This is a genomic window from Mycoplasma leachii PG50, from assembly GCF_000183365.1.
Classification (GTDB): Bacteria; Bacillota_I; Bacilli_A; order Mycoplasmatales; family Mycoplasmataceae; genus Mycoplasma; species Mycoplasma leachii.
In genome coordinates this window covers 613,332-637,312 of record NC_014751.1, presented here as the reverse complement: position 1 = coordinate 637,312, position 23,981 = coordinate 613,332, and the positions used below count along the sequence as shown (strand labels likewise).

The following is a 23,981-nucleotide window of genomic DNA, read 5'->3' as shown; positions in this document are numbered from 1 at the left end:
TCAACTTGTCTTATTTCTAAAGGTATCGCCATTCTATCTCTCTTCCCTTTTTATATAGCATTATATCTATATTATAGCATAAAAAAAGACATTAAATAAGAGATTTTTTAACTTATTTTATGTCTGTTAAATTGCTTTTTTGATTAGTTATTTTCTTGTTTTTTGTTCATTTCGGGATTATTCTTCAAAAACTAGTTAATTTTTAAGTTTTTCTATAGTCATATTAGGTAAAACTTTTATAATGTAAAATATTAACTTATTTAAAAATTAAGGAAAAGATATGAAAAAATTCTTAACAGTACTAAGTTTATCAACAATTTTAACTACTTCATTTGCTGTCGTTTCTTGTAAAAAACCTAACAATAAAGTAAAAGTTGAAGAAAAAAACAAAGAAAATTCTAAAAATGATATTTCAGATGAAAAAAGAGAATCTACAGAAACAGTCCCGATTCTAATTCTGATCAAAATTCTGTCAATGGATTAAAAGATAATGATCATAATATTCAAGGAGATGAGTCATCTGTAGAAAAACCTATTTCAAAGAAGGAAAAAGAAGAGAAAGCTAAAGAGTTTGTTAATGAAATTAAAAATAAAATAATTATTGCTATAAAAGAAAAAAATACAGATGAAATTAGCAAAATTGCAGAAAGCGTTACTTTTAAAAGTATACGATTGACTTCTACTTCTAAAATAGCTAAGGTAAGTTCAGAACTTAATAATAAAATTGGAAAATGATTAAAAAAATGCAAATATTGATCAAATTCAAAGCGAGTTTTTAACATTTTTTTAATGAAAATATAAGTGAACAAAATGTTGCAAAAAACATCGATAAATATAAGGAAATAGTTAAAGAAAAAGAGAAAAAAACTATGGTTCTAAAGCTTCAAAAATTATTTAATGATATTTTTGATGAAGAATTAGAAGAAGAATTTTATAAGAACAAGAATGAAATTAATAATCTTTTAAAAGAACAGAAATATGAACAAGTTAAAGAAAGATTATTTGGTCTAATAGATCAAATTTTAGTCTTAGAGAAATCACTTAAATAAAAAAAGTAAATTAAACAAATTTTTATAATTATTAACGTCAACCATTTTATTATTCTCACAATCTTATTTGTTGTTTCTTGTGTCAAATAATAGTAACACTATTAGTACTAAAGAAATTAACATTGCTAAAATTAAAAGCAATAAAAAATATATAAAAAGTATAAAAAATTATAGAGAAGTATATGATATTAATTAATATTTTTTTGACTTAAACTTATTTATAAATATTTAATAAATTTTATTTAAAACTAAAGTTTATGAGAAAGTTTAATATTAAGATTTTAAAACTATTTTTTTAATCTAAGGGAAAAGATATAATAAAGTTGAAATTAGTATTCTTATTTAATTACGGTTTTGTTAATAGTTGCAAAATTATTGACATAGAAAAACAAGAAATAATTGTAAAGAATAATTATTTTTTAAATAAGGTGTCAACTAAAGAACAAAGAAAATATTTTAGGTAAAATTAATTCTTTATTAATTAAATTTAAACAAAGGCAAGATAAATTAATAAGCGAGATAAAACAATTGTTATAATAACAATATTAGCAACTTAAGAAAAACCAATTCGTTTAACAAAAAGAAATATACTAAATAGAGTTAATAAACTCATTAAAAATAAGGTGTGAACATATGAAAAAATTATTAGCAATTTTAGGAACAATAGCGATTAGTTCGACTGGTGCTAGTTTAGTGATTGCTTGTGATAATCCTGCAAAAAAAGAAAACAAATCTAGTGTAGACAAACCTGGATCAAAACCAGTTGAGCCTACAAATTCAGGTTCAAGTGAAACATCAAATCAAGGATCAAACGAGAGTTCAAATAAAAAACCAGAAAACACTAAGCCAAGTGAATCTGATTCAAACAACTCAACTACTCTAGTTGATCCAAAAAGACCAGATCAACCAGATACTCCTAAACCTAAACCAGGTGAAAAAGAAAAAGAAATAAAAGATAATAACGATTCAAAAGATAACTCTAGTCAAGGTGATACAAGTAATTTAGATAAAAACAATTCTAAAAACCCAGAATCTAAGGATAATTTTCAACCAAATCACAATTCTAGCGGTACCAACTCTCATAATAATACAAATGAAAAAGAAAATCTTCCAAATGATGAAGGATATAAAGAACCTAAAAAAGATGATTTTGAAACTTCAAAAATAAATCAAAGAAATAAATGAATTAAAAGTAAAATAAAGGTTATATTAGATAAACCTAATAATCAGAATGAGTTAAAAGTATTAGTAGAAGAGATATTAAAAAAATGCTAGTTGATTATTTTAATATGGTTATAAAAAAAGTTAAAGAATCAGAAAAGAGCAAAAAACAAACAAATTTAGAAATTTATCAATCTTTACCATTAGATAAGATAAAAGAACTTAAACAACCTATCTCATCATTGCTAGAAGAACTTTTTAAAGAAAATTTAATTCTAGATTTAGAAGAAAATAATAAAAAAGAAATTGAAACATTTGTTCAAGAAATAGAAACACTAATTAATAAAGAACAAAAAGATCAAATTCAATCTAAATTATTTGACTTAGTTGATCAAATTACAGAACTTGAAGAAGAATTAAAAAACATATCTATTTAACTCCTAAATATTTAGGAGCTTTTTTTGTAAATCTAGTAAGTAGGATTTTACTAATTTATAATTTTATATAAGCATTAATTTTAGAAAGGATATATATGAAACAAAAAGTTGTAGTTGGATTATCTGGTGGAGTAGATTCTTCAGTTGCTTGTTATTTATTATTACAACAAGGTTATGAAGTTGAAGGATTATTTATGAGAAACTGAGATTCTGCAACTAATAATGATATTTTAGGTAATGCAAATATTAATAATGATATATGTCCTCAAGAACAAGATTATTTAGATGCAAAAGCGGTTGCTGATAAACTAAACATTAAATTACATAGAGTTGATTTTATTAAAGAATATTGAGATTATGTTTTTTCATATTTTATAGAAGAGTATAAAAAAGCAAGAACACCAAATCCAGATATTTTATGTAATAAATATATTAAATTTGATAAGTTTTTAAATTATGCAATTAATCAATTAAATGCTGATTATATTGCTATGGGTCATTATGCAAAAGTTGAATTTAATAAAACTACTAATCAATATGAATTAATTAAAGCAAGTGACACTAATAAAGATCAAACTTATTTTTTAAGTCAATTAAATCAAAAGCAATTAAGTAAGACTTTATTTCCTTTAGCAAATCTAACAAAAGAACAAGTTAGAAAAATAGCTTTAAAACAAAACTTAATTACAGCTAATAAAAAAGATTCAACTGGAATTTGTTTTATTGGTGAACGTAGTTTCACTAATTTTTTACAAAATTATATTCCAAATCAAACTGGAGATATTGTTGATATTAAAACTAATAAAGTTTTAGGACAACACATTGGAGTAATGTATTATACAATTGGTCAAAGAAAAGGCATTAATCTTTCTGGAATGAGTGAACCTTATTATGTAGCTGATAAAGATGTTAAAAAAAACATTTTATATGTATGTAGTACAAGTGATCAAAGTTATTTACATTCAACTAGTTGTTTAGTAAATGATATTAATTGAATTTTAGATGTTTCTAAGTATGTTGATGATATTAATCAGTTTGAATGTCAAGCTAAATTTAGATATCGTCAAATAGATAATAAAGTAGTAGTTAAAAAAATAGATGATAATAATTATCAAGTAATTTTTAAAAAACCTTTAAAAGCAATTACAATAGGTCAACAAGCTGTATTTTATTTAAATGATATTTGTCTAGGTGGAGCTGTTATTGATAAAGTAATTAAATAAAAATACTTTATAATTATATTGTTATAGAAAGAAATGATTTTATGCAAACATCTACAATATTGATGATTGTGCTTTTAGTTTTTGTAGTTGGTTTTGTAATTTGAAGCACTATTACAGGTAAAAAAGCAAACAAAAAAGAAAAAGAAAAAAGATACAATCAAGTAAGAAGTAAGATTAAAGAGTACATTTTAAAAAATGAACATAAAAAAAATTTAAGAATTGAGTTTGAAAAAGTGTATGCTAGAAAAGGTGCTGAATACAAGTATCGTGATGTTTTTGATGTAATTGTTCAATTAATTGAACCAAAAACTCAAAAAATAATTGAAATAAGAGCTTATGAAGTTGAAGGTTTAACTACTAAAATCAATAAATCACAATATAATACTGAATGAATAGTTAATAGTCAAATTGATTTAGAAGAAACCAAAAGAAGAATAGCAATTGGTGAAAAAACTATTAAATTAACTAAAGCTGAAAAACAAAAACTAAAAGAAGTTGAAAAAATGCAAGCTAAAAAATTAGCTCAACAAGAAAAAGAACAACTAAAAAAAGCAAAAGAAAAACAAAAATCTCAAAAAGGATCACTAGATATTTATCAAGAAAGAAAGTTAAATATTTCTAATAAAAAGTTTGTTCCTTCAAGAGCTAAAAGTAATTAAACTTAGGCACTAATGATGCCTTTTTTATTTTTAATAAAGTATAATTTTACTTAGCAAATATTAGAAAGAATTAGTCTATGAATAGTATTTTTAAAATTAATATTTCTAAAGAAATTTTTAAAATTGCTAATTTAAAATGTATTAAAATTGCTTGAATTTTACATAATATAAATAATTTTAAAAAAGCTGTTGAATGAAATAAAAATAAAGAGTATTTTTTTAATATTGATCATGATTTAGAATCTGAAGATGATTTTTCAAGTGATGCTACTAGTATTAATTTATTTGAAGAATATACAAATACAGAATTAAAAACTGAACAAGAAAAAAATGAATTTAAACAAAAGTGAGAAAATTTTTTTAATAGTGATGATGGATTTAATCTTGATGAGTTTAAAGGTGATGCTATTGAAGACGGATTAGAATTTGGTCAACAAGTAATTCAATATTTTGATTTAAAACAAATTAAAGAATATCCAGATAAACTAACTAAAGACTTTAATGATACAGCAAATATAATTGATGCAGTAAATCAAACTAGAGAACTATTAAAAAACCATCAAGATCAATATATCTATTTATATGAGCCAGCTTTTGAATATGATAATTTTAATTTAAAAGTTAAATGTGATGTTTTGAAATTAAATGGTAATAATCATGTTGAAATAATTGAAGCAAAAGCTACTAGTAAAGTTAAAAAAGAACATTTTTGGGATTTAGCTTATCAAGTTTATGTTTTAGAAAAAAATGGTTATATTGTTGATAATATTGCAATTGCTAGATTAAATAAAAATTATTTAAGAGATTATGATACTAATATTGATTTTGATTTAAAAACAAGTATTGATGAATTTATAAAAAAATATGAAAATATCAGTTTTGATGAAGCTAAAAATATTGTTGATAATATTAATTATTTAGATTTGGGATTTAAAGATGTAGATGAAATTGAAGATTTAGATTTGAATAAATTAATTGAAATTGATTATTTTACTTATGGTCAATCTAAAACTAGAACCACATTATTTGAAGATTATAAAAACTTAATTAATGTTGTTGATTTAGATGAATTATTTTTAAAAATTGCTTATATGTTAAGATATGGTGAAAATCAAATTATAGAAATTTTTAAAAATGATTCTTGTTATTTACATTATGATAAAAAAACTAAAAATTGAATTAAGTGAACTAGAGAAATTTCAGATTATAAAGCTTGTCAACATGTATTAAATTGATTTGATGAAAAAACTCCTAATTTTTGGCATTTTGGTGGAGCTAGACAAACACAAAAAGCTTTTTTAATTAGACATTTACACTCACCATATTTTAAAGACTATAATTCATTATTAGATATTGAAATTACTAATTTATTAAATGATCAATATGATAAATTTATTAATTATAAGTATAATCGTATTTTTGAAATTAGTAAATTAGATGATCAAATTAAATCAGATCCTTCATTAATGATTGATAATAATTATTTTTATATTTTAAAACAAGTAATGAATAAATATAAAACACTACCAATTTATATGTATGATTTTGAAACAGTTAAATTTGCTGTACCAAAATATAGTAAAGTTAATCCTTATTATCAAATTCCTTTTCAATATTCAATTGATATAATTCATGATAAAAATTACGATTATAATAATCCAGATAGTATGATTCATTATGATTTTTTAGCAAATGATTATCAAGATCCAAGAAAAGAATTTATTATTAATTTTTTAAAAGATATTTTTAGTAATAAAAAAGGTGTTTATGTTGCTTATAATGACACTTTTGAAAAATCTGTTTTAAAAAGAATTGCTTTTTTATTTCCAAAATTAGCGATTCCAATTTTATATATTGTTAATAATACAATTGATTTGATGGACTTTTTTAAAGGTGTAAAACAAGATAATAGTATTGATGCTAATTTTAGGCCTTGATTTTTAATTGCAAATAAAAATTTTTATGGATCTTATTCTATTAAAAAAACTCAACCAGCTTTAGATTCAACTTTTACTTATAAAAATTTAACAATTAATAATGGAAGTAAAGCAAGTGAAACGTTTAGAAGATTTTTAGAACAAAGAATTGAAAAAAATGTTTGAGATAATTTAATTAGAAAAGATATGATTAAATATTGTAATAGAGATACTTTAGCTATGGTAGTAATATTAAAAAAAGTAGATGAAATAATAAAAATATGAGAGGCTAAGCATGCAAAATAAAATTAAAGTTGTCTTTTGTGGCACTCCAAAAATTGGATCTGATGTTTTAAAAGCTTTAATTGAAATGAATCAAGTTGAAGTTGTTTTAGTAATTAGTCAACCAGATAAACCAATTGGTAGAAAAAAAGAAATAGTTTATACACCAGTTAAACAATTAGCTTTACAAAACAATTTAAAAGTTGTTCAGCCAAATAAAATAGGTGATATTTATGATGAATTAGCTAAATTAGAGTTTGATTTTTTAATTACTTGTGCTTTTGGTCAATTTATTCCAACTAAAATTTTAAAATTAGCAAAAATTGATTCAATTAATTTTCATGGTAGTTTATTACCTAAATTAAGAGGGGGTGCTCCTATTCAATATGCTATTAAAAATGGAGATAAAAAAACTGGGATTACAATTATGCAAATGGTTAAGCAAATGGATGCTGGTGATTATTATGTTCAAGAAAGTATTGACATTTTAGATAGTGATGACTCTGGTAGTTTATTTGAAAAAATGGGTCAATTAGCTTATAGTATGTGTAAAAAATATTTAGTTGATATTTATAATCATAAGTTTGAGTTAATTAAACAAAATGAAGATGGAGTTACTTTTTGTAAGAATATTTCTAGTGAAGAAGAAAAAATCAACTGAAATAATACTAGTTTAGATATTTTTAATTTAATTAGATCACTTTGTCCAACTCCAATTTCACATACAACTATTAATAATCAAAGATATAAAATTAAAAGTTCTAAAATAATTGATTTAGATGATCAAAATAAAAATGTTGCTCCTGGAACTATTATTGATATTAATAAACAAGGAATAGTTGTTAAAACTTTAGATAGTAGTTTATTAATTTTAGAAATTCAAAAAGAAGGTAAAAAAATGATCTTAGCTTCTAATTATTATTTAAATAAATTAAGTGATTTAAAAATAAACGATAAGTTTGACTAAGCTTAAAATAACAAATAAGCAATTATAAATAAATGATATAATTATAAGGAATTTTGCTTTTTTAATTAGCTTAAAGATAGGAGAATATAATGTCAGTTAACGATTTACGCCCAGGTACAACATTTATATATGATGGAAATATTTATTTAGTATTAGAACAAGCATTTTCAAAAACAGGAAGACAACAAGGTAAAGTAACTGTTAAAGCAAAAAATATGAGAACTGGTGCTAGAGTGGAATTAACTTTTACAGGTGGTGAAAAAGTTGATAAAGCAATGATTGAAAGAAAAGAAATGCAATATTTGTATAATGATGGAAATGATGCATATTTAATGAATACTGAAACTTATGAACAAATTCAAATACCAATGACTAGATTAGAATGAGAAAAAAACTTTTTAGTTGATGGTCTAATGATTAATATGACTGAATTTGAAGGAGAAGTTTTAGGAATTGATCTTCCTGTTAAAGTAGAATTAACTGTGGTTGAAGCTGAAGCTGCTGTTAAAGGTGATACTACAAGTGGAGCTCAAAAAAAAGCTATATTAGAAACCGGTTTAGAAATAATGGTGCCTTTATTTGTAAATCAAGGAACTAAAATAATTGTTTCAAGTAGTGATGGAAAATATGTAGGAAGAGCTTAATTATTGAGGTATTTATATGTATATAGATATAGAAAAAAATACTAAAGGTAATTTACAAATAGAAAAAAAAGTTATTAATAGACTAATTGAAAATGTAATTTTATCAACTACTAAAATTTCAAATCCACAAGATATTAGCTCTTCTATTTATTTACTTGAGGAAAATCAATTGCACATACTAACAACTATTAGAATTCAAGAACAAAAATTACAAGACTTAAATATCAATGAAGATAAAATTTTTAGAGCTATTGATAGAATAATTAATCAAACAATTTCTATAAAACCTAAAAACATCAATATATCATATATAAAATAGAAAAGGAAATATTAAAATGATTTTTGCACAAGAAAAATTAGTTGATCAAGGTCAAGGAAAATGAACTGTTACAGTTGATGGTGAACAGTGAATAGAATTTTTAAAAAAGGCTAAAAATAGATTAAAAGCCAATTTAGTAGTTCCAGGATTTAGAAAAGGTAAAGCTCCTGAAAGTGAAGTTGCTAAATATTTAACACCTATTAAAATTTATAATGAAGCTTTTAAAATAGTTATTAAACCAGCATTTGATTTTGCACTAACTCAAGAAAATAGAATTCAAAATGATAATTCACCAACTCCTGTAATTGTTAAAGTATCAGAAAAAGAAATTGTAATTGATTTTGTTTTTGATTTAGTTTTAGAAGTAAAAATTGGTGAATATAAAAATATTTCAACTGTTCAAAAATCAACTGTAGAAGTAAGTCAAGAAGATGTTGATAATGTTATTGATATGTATCGCTCAAGATTTGCTATGCAAAAAGAAAGAGAAGCTAATGACCAAATTCAAAAGGGAGATATTGTAACTTTTGATTTTAAAGGTTATGTAGATGATCAAGCTTTTGAAGGTGGAGAAGCTAAAGACTTTGTTTTAGAAATTGGTTCAAATCAATTTGTACCAGGATTTGAAGATTCTATGATTGGTCTAAAAATTGGTGAAAATCAAGAAATTAATGTTAAGTTTCCTGAAGAATATATTCCATCACTAGCTGGAAAAGATGCTAAATTTATATTAAACATTAAAAATATTAAAGAAAAAATTCTGCCAGCAAAAGATGATGAATTAGTAAAAGACTTAAATTTACCTGATATTACAACTTATGTTCAATTAGAAGAAAAAGTTAAAAAAGATGTATTAGAACAAAAGACAAAAAATAGCAAGTCAGAATTTGTTGAAAATATAATTGATGAAATTATTAAAACTTCAGAATTCCAAATTCCAAAAACTATTGTTGAAAGACAATTAAAAGATGTTAAAAAAGAGTTTGAAGATCAATTAACTCAACAAAAAATTACTTTAGATAAGTATAAAGAAATAACAAAAATTTCACAAGAAGAAATTGATGAAGAGCTAAAAAATGATGCAATTCATAGAATTAAATCATTTTTAGTAGTTAATGAAATTAAAAATAAAGAAAATATTAAAGCTAGTGAAGAAGCAGTAAATACAAAACTTGAAGAGTTTGCTAATCTTTATGGAATAGAAGTTGAAAAAATTAAATCTCTAATTGATAATCAGGCTATTAAACATCAAGTTGAAAGTGAATCACTAGAAACATTTATATTTGAAAATAACGGAAATTAATAAAAAAATGAACTATCCTTTTTCAAGGATAGTTTTTATTAAATTAGCACTTTAGTCTATTAAGTGCTAAAAAACTGTGTTACAATATTTAAAGAAAATAAAAGGAGTAAATTTTATGAAAGATAAAAAGCTACCTGTTGTTGTAACTAGAGGAATATTTATTTTACCAACTACTTCTAAAACTATTGAGTTTGGAAGAACAAAAAGTAAGAATGCCTTAAATGCTTCTGTTGAATCTTATAATAATCAAGTTGTAGTAGTTTCTCAAGAAAGCCCCTTAGAAGAAGAGCCTAATTTAGATCATTTGTTTTATTTGGGAACTGTTGCTAATTTATCAATTAAAAAAGTTTGAAAAGATGGAACAATTTCAGCTGAATTAGAATATGACCAAAAAATTAAGATCGATGAATTTGTTGAAGAAAATGGTGTGATTTATGCTCTTGGTAGCGTGTTTGAAGATAAAACACCAAGAACTGATGTTCAAAAAAATAAAATAAAAGAAATTCTTATTGAATTACAAGAAAAACACTCATTTAATACTTCTGAATTACTTTTAGCATTTAATGATAATGATTTTTATAAATTAAACTCATTAATTTATCAAATTATTGATAAAATGCCTCTAGTTTCTTTAAATACTAAGTTGCTTTTAATTCAATCTACTTCTATTTTAGAAAAATTAGACTTATTAAAAGAACTAATTGTTAATAGACCTAAACCTACTATTAAATTAAATAATAATTCAAGTGTTGATTCTGAAATTAATAAAAAGTTAAAAGATAAAATGGACAAGCAACAAAAAGAATATTATTTAAGAGAAAAAATGAGAATCATTAAAGAAGAATTAGAAGATGAAAGTTCTGATGCTTCTCAATTAGACAAATACAAAAAACGTTTAGAAGAAGAACCATTTCCAGAACCTGTAAAAGAAAAAATTTTATCTTCAATTAAAAGAATAGAAACAATGCAACCAGGTAGTGCTGAAGTTAATGTTGAAAGAAACTATGTTGATTGAATGATGTCTATTCCTTGATGAGAACAATCTGAAGACATTGATGATTTAAAATATGCTCAAGAGATCTTAGAAAAACACCATTTTGGATTAAAAAAAGTTAAAGAAAGAATTATTGAATATTTAGCTGTTAAACAAAAAACTAAGTCATTAAAAGGTCCTATTATTACATTTGTAGGTCCTCCAGGAGTTGGAAAAACTAGTTTAGCTAGATCGATTGCTGAGGCTTTAGGTAAAAAGTTTGTTAAAGTTTCATTAGGTGGAGTTAAAGATGAATCTGAAATTAGAGGGCATAGAAAAACTTATGTTGGTTCAATGCCTGGAAGAATTATTCAAGCTTTAAAAAGAGCTAAAGTTAAAAATCCACTATTTTTATTAGATGAAATTGATAAAATGGCTAGTGATAATAGAGGAGATCCAGCATCAGCAATGTTAGAAGTGTTGGATCCAGAACAAAATAAAGAATTTTCAGATCACTATATTGAAGAACCTTATGATTTAAGTACTGTTATGTTTATAGCAACTGCTAATTATATTGAAAACATTCCAGAAGCTTTATATGACAGAATGGAAATTATTAATTTATCTAGTTATACAGAAATTGAAAAAATGCATATTGCAAAAGATTATCTAACTAAAAAAATACTTGAAGAAAATCAATTAAATGAAGATGAATTAAAATTTACTGATGAAGCTTATGATGAAATTATTAAGTACTATACTAGAGAAGCTGGAGTAAGACAATTAGAAAGACATTTAGCAACAATTGCTAGAAAATTTATTGTTAAACTTTTAAATGGAGAAATTAATAATTTAGTAGTTACTAGAGAAGTAGTAATTGAATATTTAGGAAAACATATTTTTGAGCACACTTCAAAAGAAGAAGAATCACAAGTTGGAGTAGTAACAGGTTTAGCTTATACTCAATTTGGTGGAGATATTTTGCCAATAGAAGTAAGTACATATGCAGGAAAAGGTAATCTAACTTTAACTGGTAAACTAGGTGAAGTAATGAAAGAATCTGCAACTATTGCTTTAACTTATGTAAAAGCAAATCATGAAAAATTTGGTATAACTAAAGAAAAATTTGATGATATTGATATTCATATTCATGTTCCTGAAGGTGCTGTTCCAAAAGATGGACCAAGTGCTGGTATTACTTTAACAACAGCTTTGATTTCAGCCTTATCTAAACAACCAGTTTCAAAAGATTTTGGTATGACTGGAGAAATCACTTTAAGAGGAAATATTTTACCGATTGGTGGGTTAAGAGAAAAATCAATTTCTGCAGCTAGAAGTGGATTAAAGCATATTTTAATTCCTTCAAAAAATGTTAAAGATATTGAAGATATTCCTCAAGAAGTTCAAGATGTTTTAAAAATCACTTCTGTTTCTAAGTATGAAGATGTATATGAAATAATCTTTAATAATAAAAATTACTAGCAAAAATATAATATAATGTACAACTCACAATCTAAATTGTGAGTTTTTATTTTTAAACTTTATAAGTGTATCTATAAATTAAAAAGAATAAAATAAAAATGAGGTGTTAACATGGATCAGCCACTATCTTTTTTATTAAGACCAAAAAGTACTAAGAACATAATTGGACAAACTGAAATTTTAAAACCTAATGGATTAATAAATAAAATGATTTTAAATAATTATTGTACATCTTTAATCTTTTTTGGTCCAAGTGGAGTTGGTAAAACTAGTTTTGCAATTAGTTTAGCAAATGATTTAAAAATTGATTATGAAATTTTTAATGCTAGTTATGATAAAAAAGAAAAACTTATTAATATTATTCAAAATGCTTTAAAAAAAGAAAAATTTATTTTAATAATTGATGAAATACATAGATTAAATAAAGATAAACAAGATATTTTATTAGAGTATATGGAAAAAGGAAATATTTTTGTTTTTTCAACAACTACTGAAAATCCATTTTTTGTAGTTAATCCTGCATTAAGAAGTAGAAGTCTATTAATAGAATTAAAACTAGTTAATAAAGATGAATTGATTAGTTATGCTAAAAAAGTTATTAATGAATATCAATTAAAAATCAAAATTTCAGATCAGGCTTTAGATTTTTTAGCTCAATTAAGTGTTGGAGATGTTAGAACTTTTTTGAATTATTTGGAATTAATTGATAAACTTTATAGCAATGAATTTATAGACATAGAAAAAATTAAAACTATTATAACAGTTTCAAAAAATCCAACAGTTCAAGATAGTGATGATTTTCATGATTTAAAATCAGCTTTACAAAAATCAATTAGAGGTAGTGATGTTGATGCTGCTTTGTATTATTTTAGTAGATTAATTGAATTAGGTGATTATGAAAGTTTAATGAGAAGAATGATAATAATTAGTTATGAAGACATTGGTTTAGCTAATCCTACAATTCCAAGCAGAGTAGTTCAAGCTTGTAGTGCTTTTAGACAAATTGGTTTTCCAGAAGGAATTATTCCACTAGGTTTAGCAATTGTTGAAATGAGTTTGAGCTTAAAATCTAATTCAGCATATTTAGCTACAAATTCTGCTTTAGATTTTGTTAAGAAGGGAAATATTTATAGCGTACCAAAACATTTAAAAGACAATCATTACAAATCTGCTATTAAGCTTGGTATAGGAATTGGTTATAAATATCCACATGATTATGAAAATGCTTGAGTAGAACAACAATATCTACCAGATGAAATTAAAAATAAAAAGTTTTATAATCATAAAAATAATCAATATGAGTCTAAAGTTTATGAATTATATAATAGAATGAAAAATAAAAAATAGTTAGATTAGTTTTTAATAACCTAACTATTTTTTATTTTATTTCTACTTTTGAAATATTTGAAGCTAAAGTTGAATCAAATGCTTTAGCTCTTATTCAATATGTTCCTTTATCTAAATCTTTTAATGTTGTTTTTTTAACTGTATTTCAATTTGTATCTTTTTCTTTTTTTAAATTCCATACTATAATCTAAACCAATAAGCATATTATGATTAATTAATTTAACTAATTTGTCAACTTCATTAGCTTTTTGAATTTCAAATACTGTTACATCTGAACTTGGACTATTATCTTTTTCTTTATATCTAACATAAAGTTTTCCAATAGTAGAATCGCTTAATATCGAATTAGAAGGAACATCCTTTCAACTATTATTGTTGAAGTTATATTATAAGTTATTTGTTTTACTAATAATCTTGATTCTACTATTATCTAGTGATTGAATTTTTATATTAGGTTTTTCTTGTTTTTTTAATGTTAAATTTGATTTTCTCTTTCCCATTTAAGTCAAATTTATAATCTTTTAATAGATTTCAATTTAACTTCTATTTCACCAAAACTAGAAAAGTGCTCTAAGTATAAAATGTAAGTTTTACCATTTTGAATTTGTTCAACTTTTTTAATAATAGCATTATCAATGTTAAAATTAGCAGCTTTTAAATCTTTAATTTCTTTATCAAATTCTATTTTTATAGCATTTTTATTATCATATTGTTCAATATTATTTATCTTAACATCAGTTAATTCTTTAATATTTGAGTTGTTAAATGTATAAATAATCGATTTGTTAGGACTTCCTGATGAAATAGAACCATAACTTCAATTTTGAACATCTAAATTTCTTTCTTCAAGAGCTTTATTAACAATATTGAAATTACCTCTGTCAACTATCAAATTAATCTATTTACTTGCTTATTGTTTGGATTGAAATTGTTATCAATCAATACCATAACATCTTCTTTTGTTTTAACAAAGTTTTTAAATCTTAGATTTCTTAAACTTGAACCTGGATTTTTGAAATTGTGGTCAAAAATATCTGACTCAAGAAAATCATCATTTGTATTTAAAAAGAAATTAAATTTTGTTTTACTATCAGTTCTATCTGAAGTTGGATCAACATGGTATCACTCATTATCTATTTGAACTAAGTTTCAAGCATGTTTTGCTGCAGATTCTTCTCTTTTGCTTTGACCTTCAATAAATTTGCAAGGAATTCCAAGTTCTTCTAATATTAATTTCAAACCTTTAGCATATCCTGTACATACAGTTTTTAGTTTTACTAATGCTGAATGTGCATTTTGATTTTTTATAATTGAACCAGTTGTGAAATCATAATCATATTTCACTTCCTTAGTTACTCATTCATAGGCTTTAGTTAATTTTTCTAAAGTAGGCAATTTATTTCAACCATTTTCTTCAACAATTTTTTTAGCTTTTTCTATAGCTTCATTTTCATCTTTTATTAACTTACTTTTGTCTTCTGAATAAACTTTAATAATTGTTGAATATAAATACCCTTTATACTTAGCTCATAATCTTGCTGATTTTTCTTCTACTTCTCTTTCATTAGACTCTTTTGTATCTTTTCATTTTATAGTTCCATCACTAGATAATATAAAAGTTGCTTTATCTTGATTATCATTTGCACTAATAACTTGATCTTCTAGATAAGAAATTTGTTGATATCATTTAATTTTTTCACTTGGAACTTGTTCTTTTGTACTTATATCAAAAAGTTTTAATTCAACTTGATAATTTTTAAATTTATCTAGTGTTATAGTTTGCTTTTCTAAACTATATTTGGATGAGAATAAAAGTTAATAGGAAGTTTATTCTTTAAAATAATGTTTTTTATTGTGTTATCATCAACATTCATTAAAATTTTTATTGACATTTTCTAGATAAGTTTTATCCAAACTAGTTAAATTGTAATCTAAACTAAAAATTGTAGAAAAGTAAGTTTGACTATTAATAAAAGCATCATTTGTTTAAGTATTATTTTCAACATAAGGAGTTATTGTTTCATTATTAGAGTGTTCATTATTATTAGTTACACTTGAATTGTTATTTGTATTATCATCATTATTTTCATAATTATTTGGTTGTGTATTTGAGTTTTCAGGAGTTGAATTATTTGTAGAATTTGAATGACTATTAGGTGTTTTGGGTTTTTTATTAGAAGTAGGTATTTCAAAAATATTTTTACTACTAGTATTAACATTACAACTTATAGTAGTACTAGTTAAAACTACAACAGAACCTAATGATAATTATTTAATATATTTTTGTAATTTTTTCATAACTTTCTCCTTAAACTTATATAAAACAACTTTAGAGATTATTTATTGTTATTTAATTTAGTTATTTGAGCTATTTTTCAAGGTTGATTAGAATTTGAAGTTCTAATTAATGAAATTTTATAAGTTCAATTTTGTTTATTATTGTTTGGGTTTTTAAATTTTAACATATAATTAATTGTTAATGTTTCATTTAAATTATCAATATTTCCTTTTTGATCTATAAGTTCTGTTGTTCAATTATTTTGATCTAAATAAACATCAAAATTATCTTTAGCATATTTTTTTATAGATACGTTTTGAAATCAATTTATTAATTCTAAATATGATTTGATTAAAACATTTATAGCATTTTTAGAAGCTTCTTTATTTAAATCTTTTTGACTATGTCCAAATAAATTTGAAACATTATCTAAAATAGAATTTTCATAAAATCTCTTTTTGTCATTGTTATAACCTAATAAAATTACTGAAGCTAATCCATATTGTTTTTCTTCTATTTGCTTATTAACACTATCACTAATTTTATTATTATCACTAGTTATATTAATTTTTAAATCTTCTACTTTATTGGGATTTAAAGCTAAAATTGTCAGAATAGTTGATAAAGCATTTTTTGTTTCTAATTGCTCTTTATTATATTTAAAACTAGAAGTTATATTTTTGTTAAAAATTACATCTAATAAATTTTTAAAATTATCTAAATTAAAAATATATGACAAATCATCTTTATTATAAAAATTTTCTAAATTTTTAATAATTTGAGAAATTGATAAATCTTTTAAACCATATAAAAATTGGAACTCATCAAAGCTATTTTTACCACTTATTGGTTTTTTTATTAAACTTAATAAATAATCTAAAAATTTGTCTAATTTTAAATTAGTAAGATTATAAATATTTGAAATATTATCAATAATTTGATTATTAAATACTTGTCTATCTGATAATTGATTAATTAATATAAAAACTTCTTTTAAAAAGTCTTGGTTATATAAAGCTAAAAAACAATTATTTAAAAAATCTTTTAAAGCTTTTGAATCTAAAAACTCAATGACTTTTTTATCTATTCCTAGTGATGGCAAAATCACTTTTGCTAAACTTAAGTATTTATTTAGCTCTGTTTTTAATTTATTATTAACACCTTGTTCAACTAAATCTTGGTGAAATGCTTTAATAATGTCAAATAAGATTGGAAGATAATTAGAAATAATAGAAGCAAAAGGTTTAATTTTTTCTATTTTATTTAATTTTTCTATAATGATTTTTTTTAATAATTCTTTATTATTTTTTTGTTCATATCATTTATAAAAAGGTGAGATTAAAAAATTGTTTGTAATATTATTTTTTTGTTCTACTTCACTTGAACTACCTAATAACATCACAATAAATTTTTGAAATTTATATCCATATTTATCTTCTTTTTCAAAAACCAAATTATTTTTCAAAAACCAAATTATTTTTTTTAAATCAATTGAATTAATTTCTTGTTTAATTTGTTCTTCAGTTTTGTCTTTATAAATAGTTTGTAAATCAGTCTGTAAAATTTCATATAAAAACTCACTATTAGTTTTTTCTTTACTAAATAAATATAAAGGTTGCATAGTAGAATAATTTAAAGTTTTATCTGATTTTTGTTCTATTAAATTTTGATAAATACTAAAAGCTTTTAATAAATCAATTAGAGGTTTAATAATTTTAGATCAGTCTATTTTTAAATCTTGCTTATTGTCGTTTGGTAAAATTTCATCTCATAATTTTTGAGATGAAAATTCTAAAATTTCTTTTAATGTTTTTTGGGTTAAATTTTTATTATTTGAGTTAGTAAATCAGTCTGGTTGAGAAAATAAACTATTGGCTATATTATAAAATTTATTTTCTTCTATTTTATTAAGTTGGTCAATAAGATTAGTAAATTTGTTGTTATTAAAAACTGTTGATTCTAATAAAGCTGATTGATTAGATAAAAAGTTATTAATTAAATTACCTTGTTGATTTGGTGTAAAATCACCAGAAAACAAAAAATTAATTCCAGCAGAAATTAAACTTAGAGTTTTAAAAGTATTATTTTCAGTTGTTCTAGTAGTTTGGTCATTTCAATTTAAATCTAAATTAGTATTTTTATCTTTTTCAAGTAAAGCTATTTGTTTTAATTTATTTGTTCAGTCTTGTTTTTCTAATGTTAAAAACATTGATTTAAATTGATATTCATAAGTTATTTTTTTATCAACAATATATTTATCTACTAACTGTTTTTCTTGATTTTTATATAAATCACTAATTTTAGTTTGGCTAAAAGTTTTTAATGAATAATCAGTACTTATGTTTGTAGTATTTTTATCACTTAAAATAATCGATTGACTAGCGATTGCAGAAGTGTTTAATAATAATTTAATTTGATCTAAATAATTATTTTTAAATTGGTAAGTTATTGTACAAGAAACTATACTAGATGAACTTACTAGTAATGAAAATGTGCTAAGACTTATTAATATTTTTTTCATCCATTTCTCCTTGTACTAATAAAATTATCAATTAAATATTAACATATCACTATATTGATTTATTTTAAAAAGACCTTTAAAAATGTAGTTTACATAAAAAAATGATAGTATTAAAAAGACAAGTTATTTGTAATTATGGAGAAGTACAATGAAAAGAATATATAGCTTTTTTTTGTTATTAAAACAAGGACTTAAAGGTGTTTTTAAGTTTAAAATTCAGTTTATCATTATCCTTTTATTATCTTTTTTAGCTTCATTTATTTTAAGCACTTCTCTTACTTTAACTTCAAGAATTAATAAAACTTATAATAATATAGTTAATAATGTAAATAAATTTGATTATAGTAGTTCTAATGAAATTAGAACTTATAGAACTGATAGAAATAATTCAACAACAGATAGATCAGTTATTCCTTTATTAGATTTGGCTAATAATTCTAATTCTTATTACAATCAAAATTCTAATAATAAAAATATTTCATATTTAAACTTTATATTAAATAAAAAAAATTTAACTAGTAAATTTGATAATAAAACTTTACTAACTGAACTTTTTGAAAATAAAGATTTTATTGAACTTTTTACAACAATTAATGGTAATAATATTCAATGAATTTGAGAAAATAACTGATTATGACAACTTGCACTATACTTTAATAAGTTTACTTATCATTCTTATGAACAATTTTTAAAAGATAATAAAGAATATACTTATTTAAAAAATACTGTAATTGGAAAATATTTAACTAACAGTTTTAAAGATAAAAATGAATTTTTAAATGATGCTAAAGTTTTAAAAAATATTAAAATTGATAATTTAAAAAATAATTTTAATGCTAAAGAATTTAGACAAACTTTTAATAAACAAATTCAAAATAAAAAGTTATTTTCTTATATTTATATAAGTGGAATGTCTTTATTTCAATATATTTATAGAAATATTTATTTACCATATTTTAGTGATTTTAAAATTGAAAATAATAATAAAGGAAATAGTTTTTATACTTTTTTAACTGGAAATAAGCTTGATAATATTAGTAATAATCAAGTTGATAAATGAGTTATTAATGATAAAAATAAATCTTATCTTACTGAATTTGAGCTAAATAAAACAAAAGTAAATGAATCTGATAATAGCATTTTAATATCTAATCAAAATAATAAAGAAGCTATTAAAAAGCTAATTTTAGAAAAAGGGATGAAAGGAAATACTGAACTTGTTTTAATTACTAGTGATAATCAAAAAGTTCAGTCAATTAATCCAATTATTAACGATACTTCTTTATTTAAACTTTTATTTTACAATGGTAATGGTACTTCTGTAACTAATGTTGTTAGTGTTTTATCAGATACAAATTTCATAAAAAAAGATATTATAATTGGTGAAAATCAATTTGATAATATTGAATTAATTCATAATATTTGATTAGCGCATTTAAAATATACTGCTTTAGCAAGTGGGTATGATATTAATTTTAGAACTGAAGTTTTTAATTATGATAGTGTTACTCAAATTAGATATCGTTTGATTGTTTTAAATGATAATCATACTACTAATTTAACTATTTTAAATAAAAACCAAGGAGCAAGGTTACCAACTAAAAGTGAAGCTTTAATTTCTGAGCAATTTGCAAGAGCTCATAAATTAAAATTAGGTCAACAAATTATAGTTGATGGTGCTTTGTTATCAATTGTTGGATTTGCAACTGATGCTTATTCATTTTTCCCAACAACAGATCCTGATTTTCCAATTCCTCAATCTGGATTAGGTGCTATTTTATATGTTAATAAAAGTACTATAAAAGATATTTTAAGTTCTACTTCACAATCAAATACAAACAGAGTTTCTAAAGGATATTTATCTTTCTTTTTAACAAAAAAATATTCTACAGCTTCAATAGATATGTTTAATGCGTATCAAATGAATGATATTTCTAAATTATATGATTCTATTAATTACCAAAAAGAGCAAAAAAATAAACTTTCTACTTGATTAAATATTAAAGATTTTGATCATTCAATTTTTAGATTTAACTGAACAATAGCTCCGCTTGCGATAAATACTTATAAAATTTCAACTTTAATTGCTGCTTTAGCTGTTTCACTAATTGCTATTATTGCTTTAATTATTTGTATTAGAAAAACTATTTACTTTAATGCAAAACAAATAGGTATTTTAAAAGCTTTAGGAAGCTCTCCGTTACAAATTTCAATTAGTTATTTAGCTTATATTTTAGTTATTATTTTAACTTCTGTTCCTTTAGGTTGAATTGTTGGTTTATCTACTCAATCAGTTTTTGTTAAATTATTTGTACATTATTTTAGTATTCCATTATATTCATTTACTATTGAACCATTTTCATTATTAATTAGTTTATTAATTTTTGGTTTATTTGGTTTAATTATTTCTTTACTAACTGCATTTTTAATTACTAAAAAGCCATTATTTGATATATTAGCAGTAAAACAAAACTGATCTAGTTCTAAATTCATTAATAGACTAAAAAGAACTTGATTTAAAAAAGCTAAATTTACTACAAAATTTAGTTTAACTTTAGCATCATCTGGTAGAAAAAATATTTTCTTATTAGTAACTGTTGTTGGAATTTCAACTATGTTTATTTCAGCAGGTTTAGCAATTCCATCAATTGCTTTTACTATTAAAAATACTTATTATAAAAGTATTAAATATGCAAATGAGTACAATTATGCTAAAGGTGTAACTAATTCACCACTAACTAAACCAACAATTAATTATTGAAATGGACAAGAAGAATTAGATAAAAATATCTCTTCAACAATTTTAAATAATCAAGAATTATTTTATTATAATGATCCAACAGCTTATGCTTCTAGTTCTTATGATGTTAATCCTTTTCCAAAATATTTATACAAATTAGAAGAATTTGATAAAGATAAAAAAGAGATTAAAAATAAATTAGCTTGAACATTATTAGAATTAATTCAAAATAAGGATCATTTAAATGATTCAAATAAAACTAATTCATTAGATTTATTATTTACTGAAATGTTTGGTAATAATTTATATAATGTTGTTGGTAACCAGTTTTCAATTGGAGTTATTGATCAAATATTAGGACTAATTTTAAATTCAAAAGATAATATAATAAATCCAAATGATAAAAATACTAAATGAACTGATGAACAAAAAGATCTAATTTTTAAAGAATTAACTAATAATTTTACAAAAACTGGAACTACAGCAATTTCTATTTTAGTAAATGATTTATCTACAAGTAAAAGTGATGATTGAAAAACAAAAATTTTTGATGCAATTTTAAAAGCAGTGCCACCTTATGTTAGTGCTTATATTCAAAAACCATCAAGAAAAGAACAATTTTCAATTGCTTATAATGTTCAACACTACATTCCAGATCATGAAACTTTAACTACAGTTAGTGATATTAAAGCAGCTATTAATCAAAAAAATACTGATTTAGTTTTAACTGGTATTTCAAATAATCAATCAGCATTTATTATCAGTCAAAAAAATGCTAATAATTTGTTTGTTGATTATAAAAAACTACTAGCTTTACAAGAAGTGTTTTTAGAAAAGAAAACAAGCGATATTAAATTAAATGATCAATTTTTATTATATGATTCAAAAAATAATCAAATTAATTTACCTATTTTACCAAATAAACAAGCAAGTGCTTTTTATAATTTAGATAAAAATACTGATATATCAAATATTTTAACTACTAGTAAGCAATTTTTTATTAATACAAAAAATGGATATGTTAATTTACCAAAACATGCTTGAGTTTATGATGATTTAAACTTTATTAAATCTAAATACTATAATTTATTAACAGAACAACAAAAACAATTAATTAGTAAATTTAGAACTGGTAGAAATAGTAGTGCTGTTAATAGTGATGATATTAGATGACTAGATCCATATAATTTAGATAATAATAAGTTCACTTTAAAACTATTATATGATCAAGATAGATTTGATAATGATTCAACTTATGATACTATAGAGTGAACATTATTAAATAATAGTTATATGTTTGATGATTTTACTTATAATAATCAATTTGATGATTTATTAAGTTCATATATTAGACCTTATTATCAATATAAAAATATTCAAATTTATATTCCTCAAAGTTTAATTGATATTGATCAAATTATTAATATATCTAATTCTAAAAAAACTCAAGATCAGTTAAAAAATAATACTGAACATTGATATAAAAAAGATGTTGATTATAATAAAGTTCCAAAATCAGTAATTAAAGCTTGAGATATTAAAAATACTAATGAAAAGTTTTTAATGATTAGACCATATGATTTAAGATTTAGTCTAACAATAGATAATGTTTATAAATCAGGGTTAAGTAATTTAATAGCAAAACCCGAATATTGAATGTATCAATCAACAAAAACTAATAATTTAGCTAAATTAAACGCTCAAATTATTCAAAAAGATGCTAAAACAGTTTATCAGAATAAAGATTTAAAAATTGTAGCAAAACCAGTTGGTACACTAGATTCATATAATCAAAAATTAATTTTAACTGATCAAGGATTAATGAATTTAGTTTTAAATCTTTCAATTGGTAAAAAAATTGGAATTAAAGATAATTTTTATAATAGAGAAACTGTGATTAAAGCTGGAGAAAAATATAATGATATAATTTCTCGTTTTGATCGATATGATTTTAACCAAATCACTAATTATTTAGATAAAAACAAAAATAAAAAAGAATTTAATAATCTTTTATTTAGTAAAAAAGATCCATTCAAGCAAGCCCAATTTTTATGACATAACTCAAAATATTCAAACATTGAAGAAGCTTTAGATTTAACTAGTGGAATTAGTTTTATTCCAGATACTGCTTATAATGGGTTTTATATTTTAAATGGTCATGGAGCTTCATCAGCTTCAGGTGATGATGATATGATAAGTAGTATAAAAAATCAAAATTTATTAGCTACTTCTAAAACATTAATCAATCAAATTACATTTATAGCAATTTCAATTGGAATGTTATTAATTATTACTGTAATTATCACTTCTGCTTTACTAGTAATGTTAATATCAGATATTTATGTTACTCAATATCAACAATTTATGGTATTAATGAAAGCATTAGGATATTCAAATTATAAGATTAGTAAATATGCTTTTGGAACTGCTGTAGTCTTTAGTTTGATTGTTTGAGCAAGTTCAACAGCACTTACTTGAATTTTAATTACATTAATTATTAAAATAATAACAGCTTTAGGATTTGCTATTCCTTATGGATTTTCATTTTGAACTTTAATAGTAAGCTTTATTATTATTACAATAGCTTTTATTGGTTCATTAATAGTTTCATCAAATAAAATTCGAACTAAAAAACCTGCTAGTCTTTTAACAGTTTCAAATGAATAGAGTCTTTATAAAA

15 protein-coding genes and 1 pseudogene are annotated in these 23,981 nt (G+C 22.5%); 14 read left to right on the top strand and 2 right to left on the bottom strand.

Features of this window, described 5'->3' with window-relative positions:
* Nucleotides 1-280: 280 nt before the first annotated feature.
* From MSB_RS02655 to MSB_RS02595, 13 genes are all read left to right on the top strand, one after another.
* Nucleotides 281-484, top strand: coding sequence for a hypothetical protein (locus MSB_RS02655; RefSeq protein ID WP_013447832.1), 204 nt, complete (start codon nucleotides 281-283; stop codon nucleotides 482-484).
* Between the two features lie 385 nt (nucleotides 485-869).
* Nucleotides 870-1,049 (top strand): hypothetical protein, encoded by a 180-nt coding sequence (locus MSB_RS02650; RefSeq protein ID WP_013447831.1) that lies wholly within the window; start codon nucleotides 870-872, stop codon nucleotides 1,047-1,049.
* 633 nt (nucleotides 1,050-1,682) lie between these two features.
* On the top strand, nucleotides 1,683-2,324 hold the full coding sequence (locus MSB_RS04870; RefSeq protein ID WP_013447830.1) for a lipoprotein: 642 nt from the start codon (nucleotides 1,683-1,685) through the stop codon (nucleotides 2,322-2,324).
* Nucleotides 2,318-2,647, top strand: coding sequence for a hypothetical protein (locus tag MSB_RS05170; RefSeq protein WP_013447829.1), 330 nt, complete (start codon nucleotides 2,318-2,320; stop codon nucleotides 2,645-2,647). Before MSB_RS04870 ends, MSB_RS05170 begins: the two co-directional genes overlap by 7 nt.
* A gap of 95 nt (nucleotides 2,648-2,742) precedes the next feature.
* Nucleotides 2,743-3,870, top strand: a complete 1,128-nt coding sequence (gene mnmA, locus MSB_RS02635) for a tRNA 2-thiouridine(34) synthase MnmA (protein ID WP_013447828.1) — start codon at nucleotides 2,743-2,745, stop codon at nucleotides 3,868-3,870.
* Nucleotides 3,871-3,911: 41 nt separating this feature from the next.
* Complete coding sequence (locus tag MSB_RS02630) at nucleotides 3,912-4,529, top strand: hypothetical protein (RefSeq protein ID WP_013447827.1); 618 nt, start codon at nucleotides 3,912-3,914, stop codon at nucleotides 4,527-4,529.
* Between the two features lie 77 nt (nucleotides 4,530-4,606).
* On the top strand, nucleotides 4,607-6,751 hold the full coding sequence (locus MSB_RS02625) for a DUF2779 domain-containing protein (protein WP_013447826.1): 2,145 nt from the start codon (nucleotides 4,607-4,609) through the stop codon (nucleotides 6,749-6,751).
* Nucleotides 6,741-7,694: a methionyl-tRNA formyltransferase gene (fmt, locus tag MSB_RS02620; protein WP_013447825.1), complete on the top strand. Its 954-nt coding sequence runs from the start codon at nucleotides 6,741-6,743 to the stop codon at nucleotides 7,692-7,694. The genes MSB_RS02625 and fmt overlap by 11 nt, the downstream gene beginning before the upstream one ends.
* An 89-nt stretch (nucleotides 7,695-7,783) precedes the next feature.
* Nucleotides 7,784-8,338: an elongation factor P gene (gene efp / locus MSB_RS02615; RefSeq protein WP_013447824.1), complete on the top strand. Its 555-nt coding sequence runs from the start codon at nucleotides 7,784-7,786 to the stop codon at nucleotides 8,336-8,338.
* A gap of 16 nt (nucleotides 8,339-8,354) precedes the next feature.
* Nucleotides 8,355-8,657, top strand: coding sequence for an MMB_0454 family protein (locus MSB_RS02610; protein ID WP_013447823.1), 303 nt, complete (start codon nucleotides 8,355-8,357; stop codon nucleotides 8,655-8,657).
* Nucleotides 8,658-8,673: 16 nt separating this feature from the next.
* Complete coding sequence (tig, locus tag MSB_RS02605; protein WP_013447822.1) at nucleotides 8,674-9,960, top strand: trigger factor; 1,287 nt, start codon at nucleotides 8,674-8,676, stop codon at nucleotides 9,958-9,960.
* 115 nt (nucleotides 9,961-10,075) lie between these two features.
* Complete coding sequence (gene lon, locus MSB_RS02600) at nucleotides 10,076-12,415, top strand: endopeptidase La (RefSeq protein ID WP_013447821.1); 2,340 nt, start codon at nucleotides 10,076-10,078, stop codon at nucleotides 12,413-12,415.
* 111 nt (nucleotides 12,416-12,526) lie between these two features.
* Entirely contained in the window at nucleotides 12,527-13,762 is a 1,236-nt protein-coding gene (locus MSB_RS02595) for a replication-associated recombination protein A (protein WP_013447820.1), read from the top strand.
* 31 nt (nucleotides 13,763-13,793) lie between these two features.
* Here MSB_RS02595 and MSB_RS05420 read toward each other — a convergent pair.
* Nucleotides 13,794-16,030: pseudogene (locus MSB_RS05420) on the bottom strand (MAG6410 family transglutaminase-related lipoprotein).
* Nucleotides 16,031-16,098: 68 nt separating this feature from the next.
* The gene (locus MSB_RS02575; protein WP_013447816.1) at nucleotides 16,099-18,561 is read right to left on the bottom strand and encodes an MOLPALP family lipoprotein; all 2,463 of its coding nucleotides are present in this window, start codon (nucleotides 18,559-18,561) and stop codon (nucleotides 16,099-16,101) included.
* Nucleotides 18,562-18,709: 148 nt separating this feature from the next.
* On the opposite strand from MSB_RS02575, the gene MSB_RS02570 reads away from it, so the two are divergent.
* Nucleotides 18,710-23,968, top strand: coding sequence for an ABC transporter permease (locus MSB_RS02570; protein WP_013447815.1), 5,259 nt, complete (start codon nucleotides 18,710-18,712; stop codon nucleotides 23,966-23,968).
* Nucleotides 23,969-23,981 lie beyond the last annotated feature (13 nt).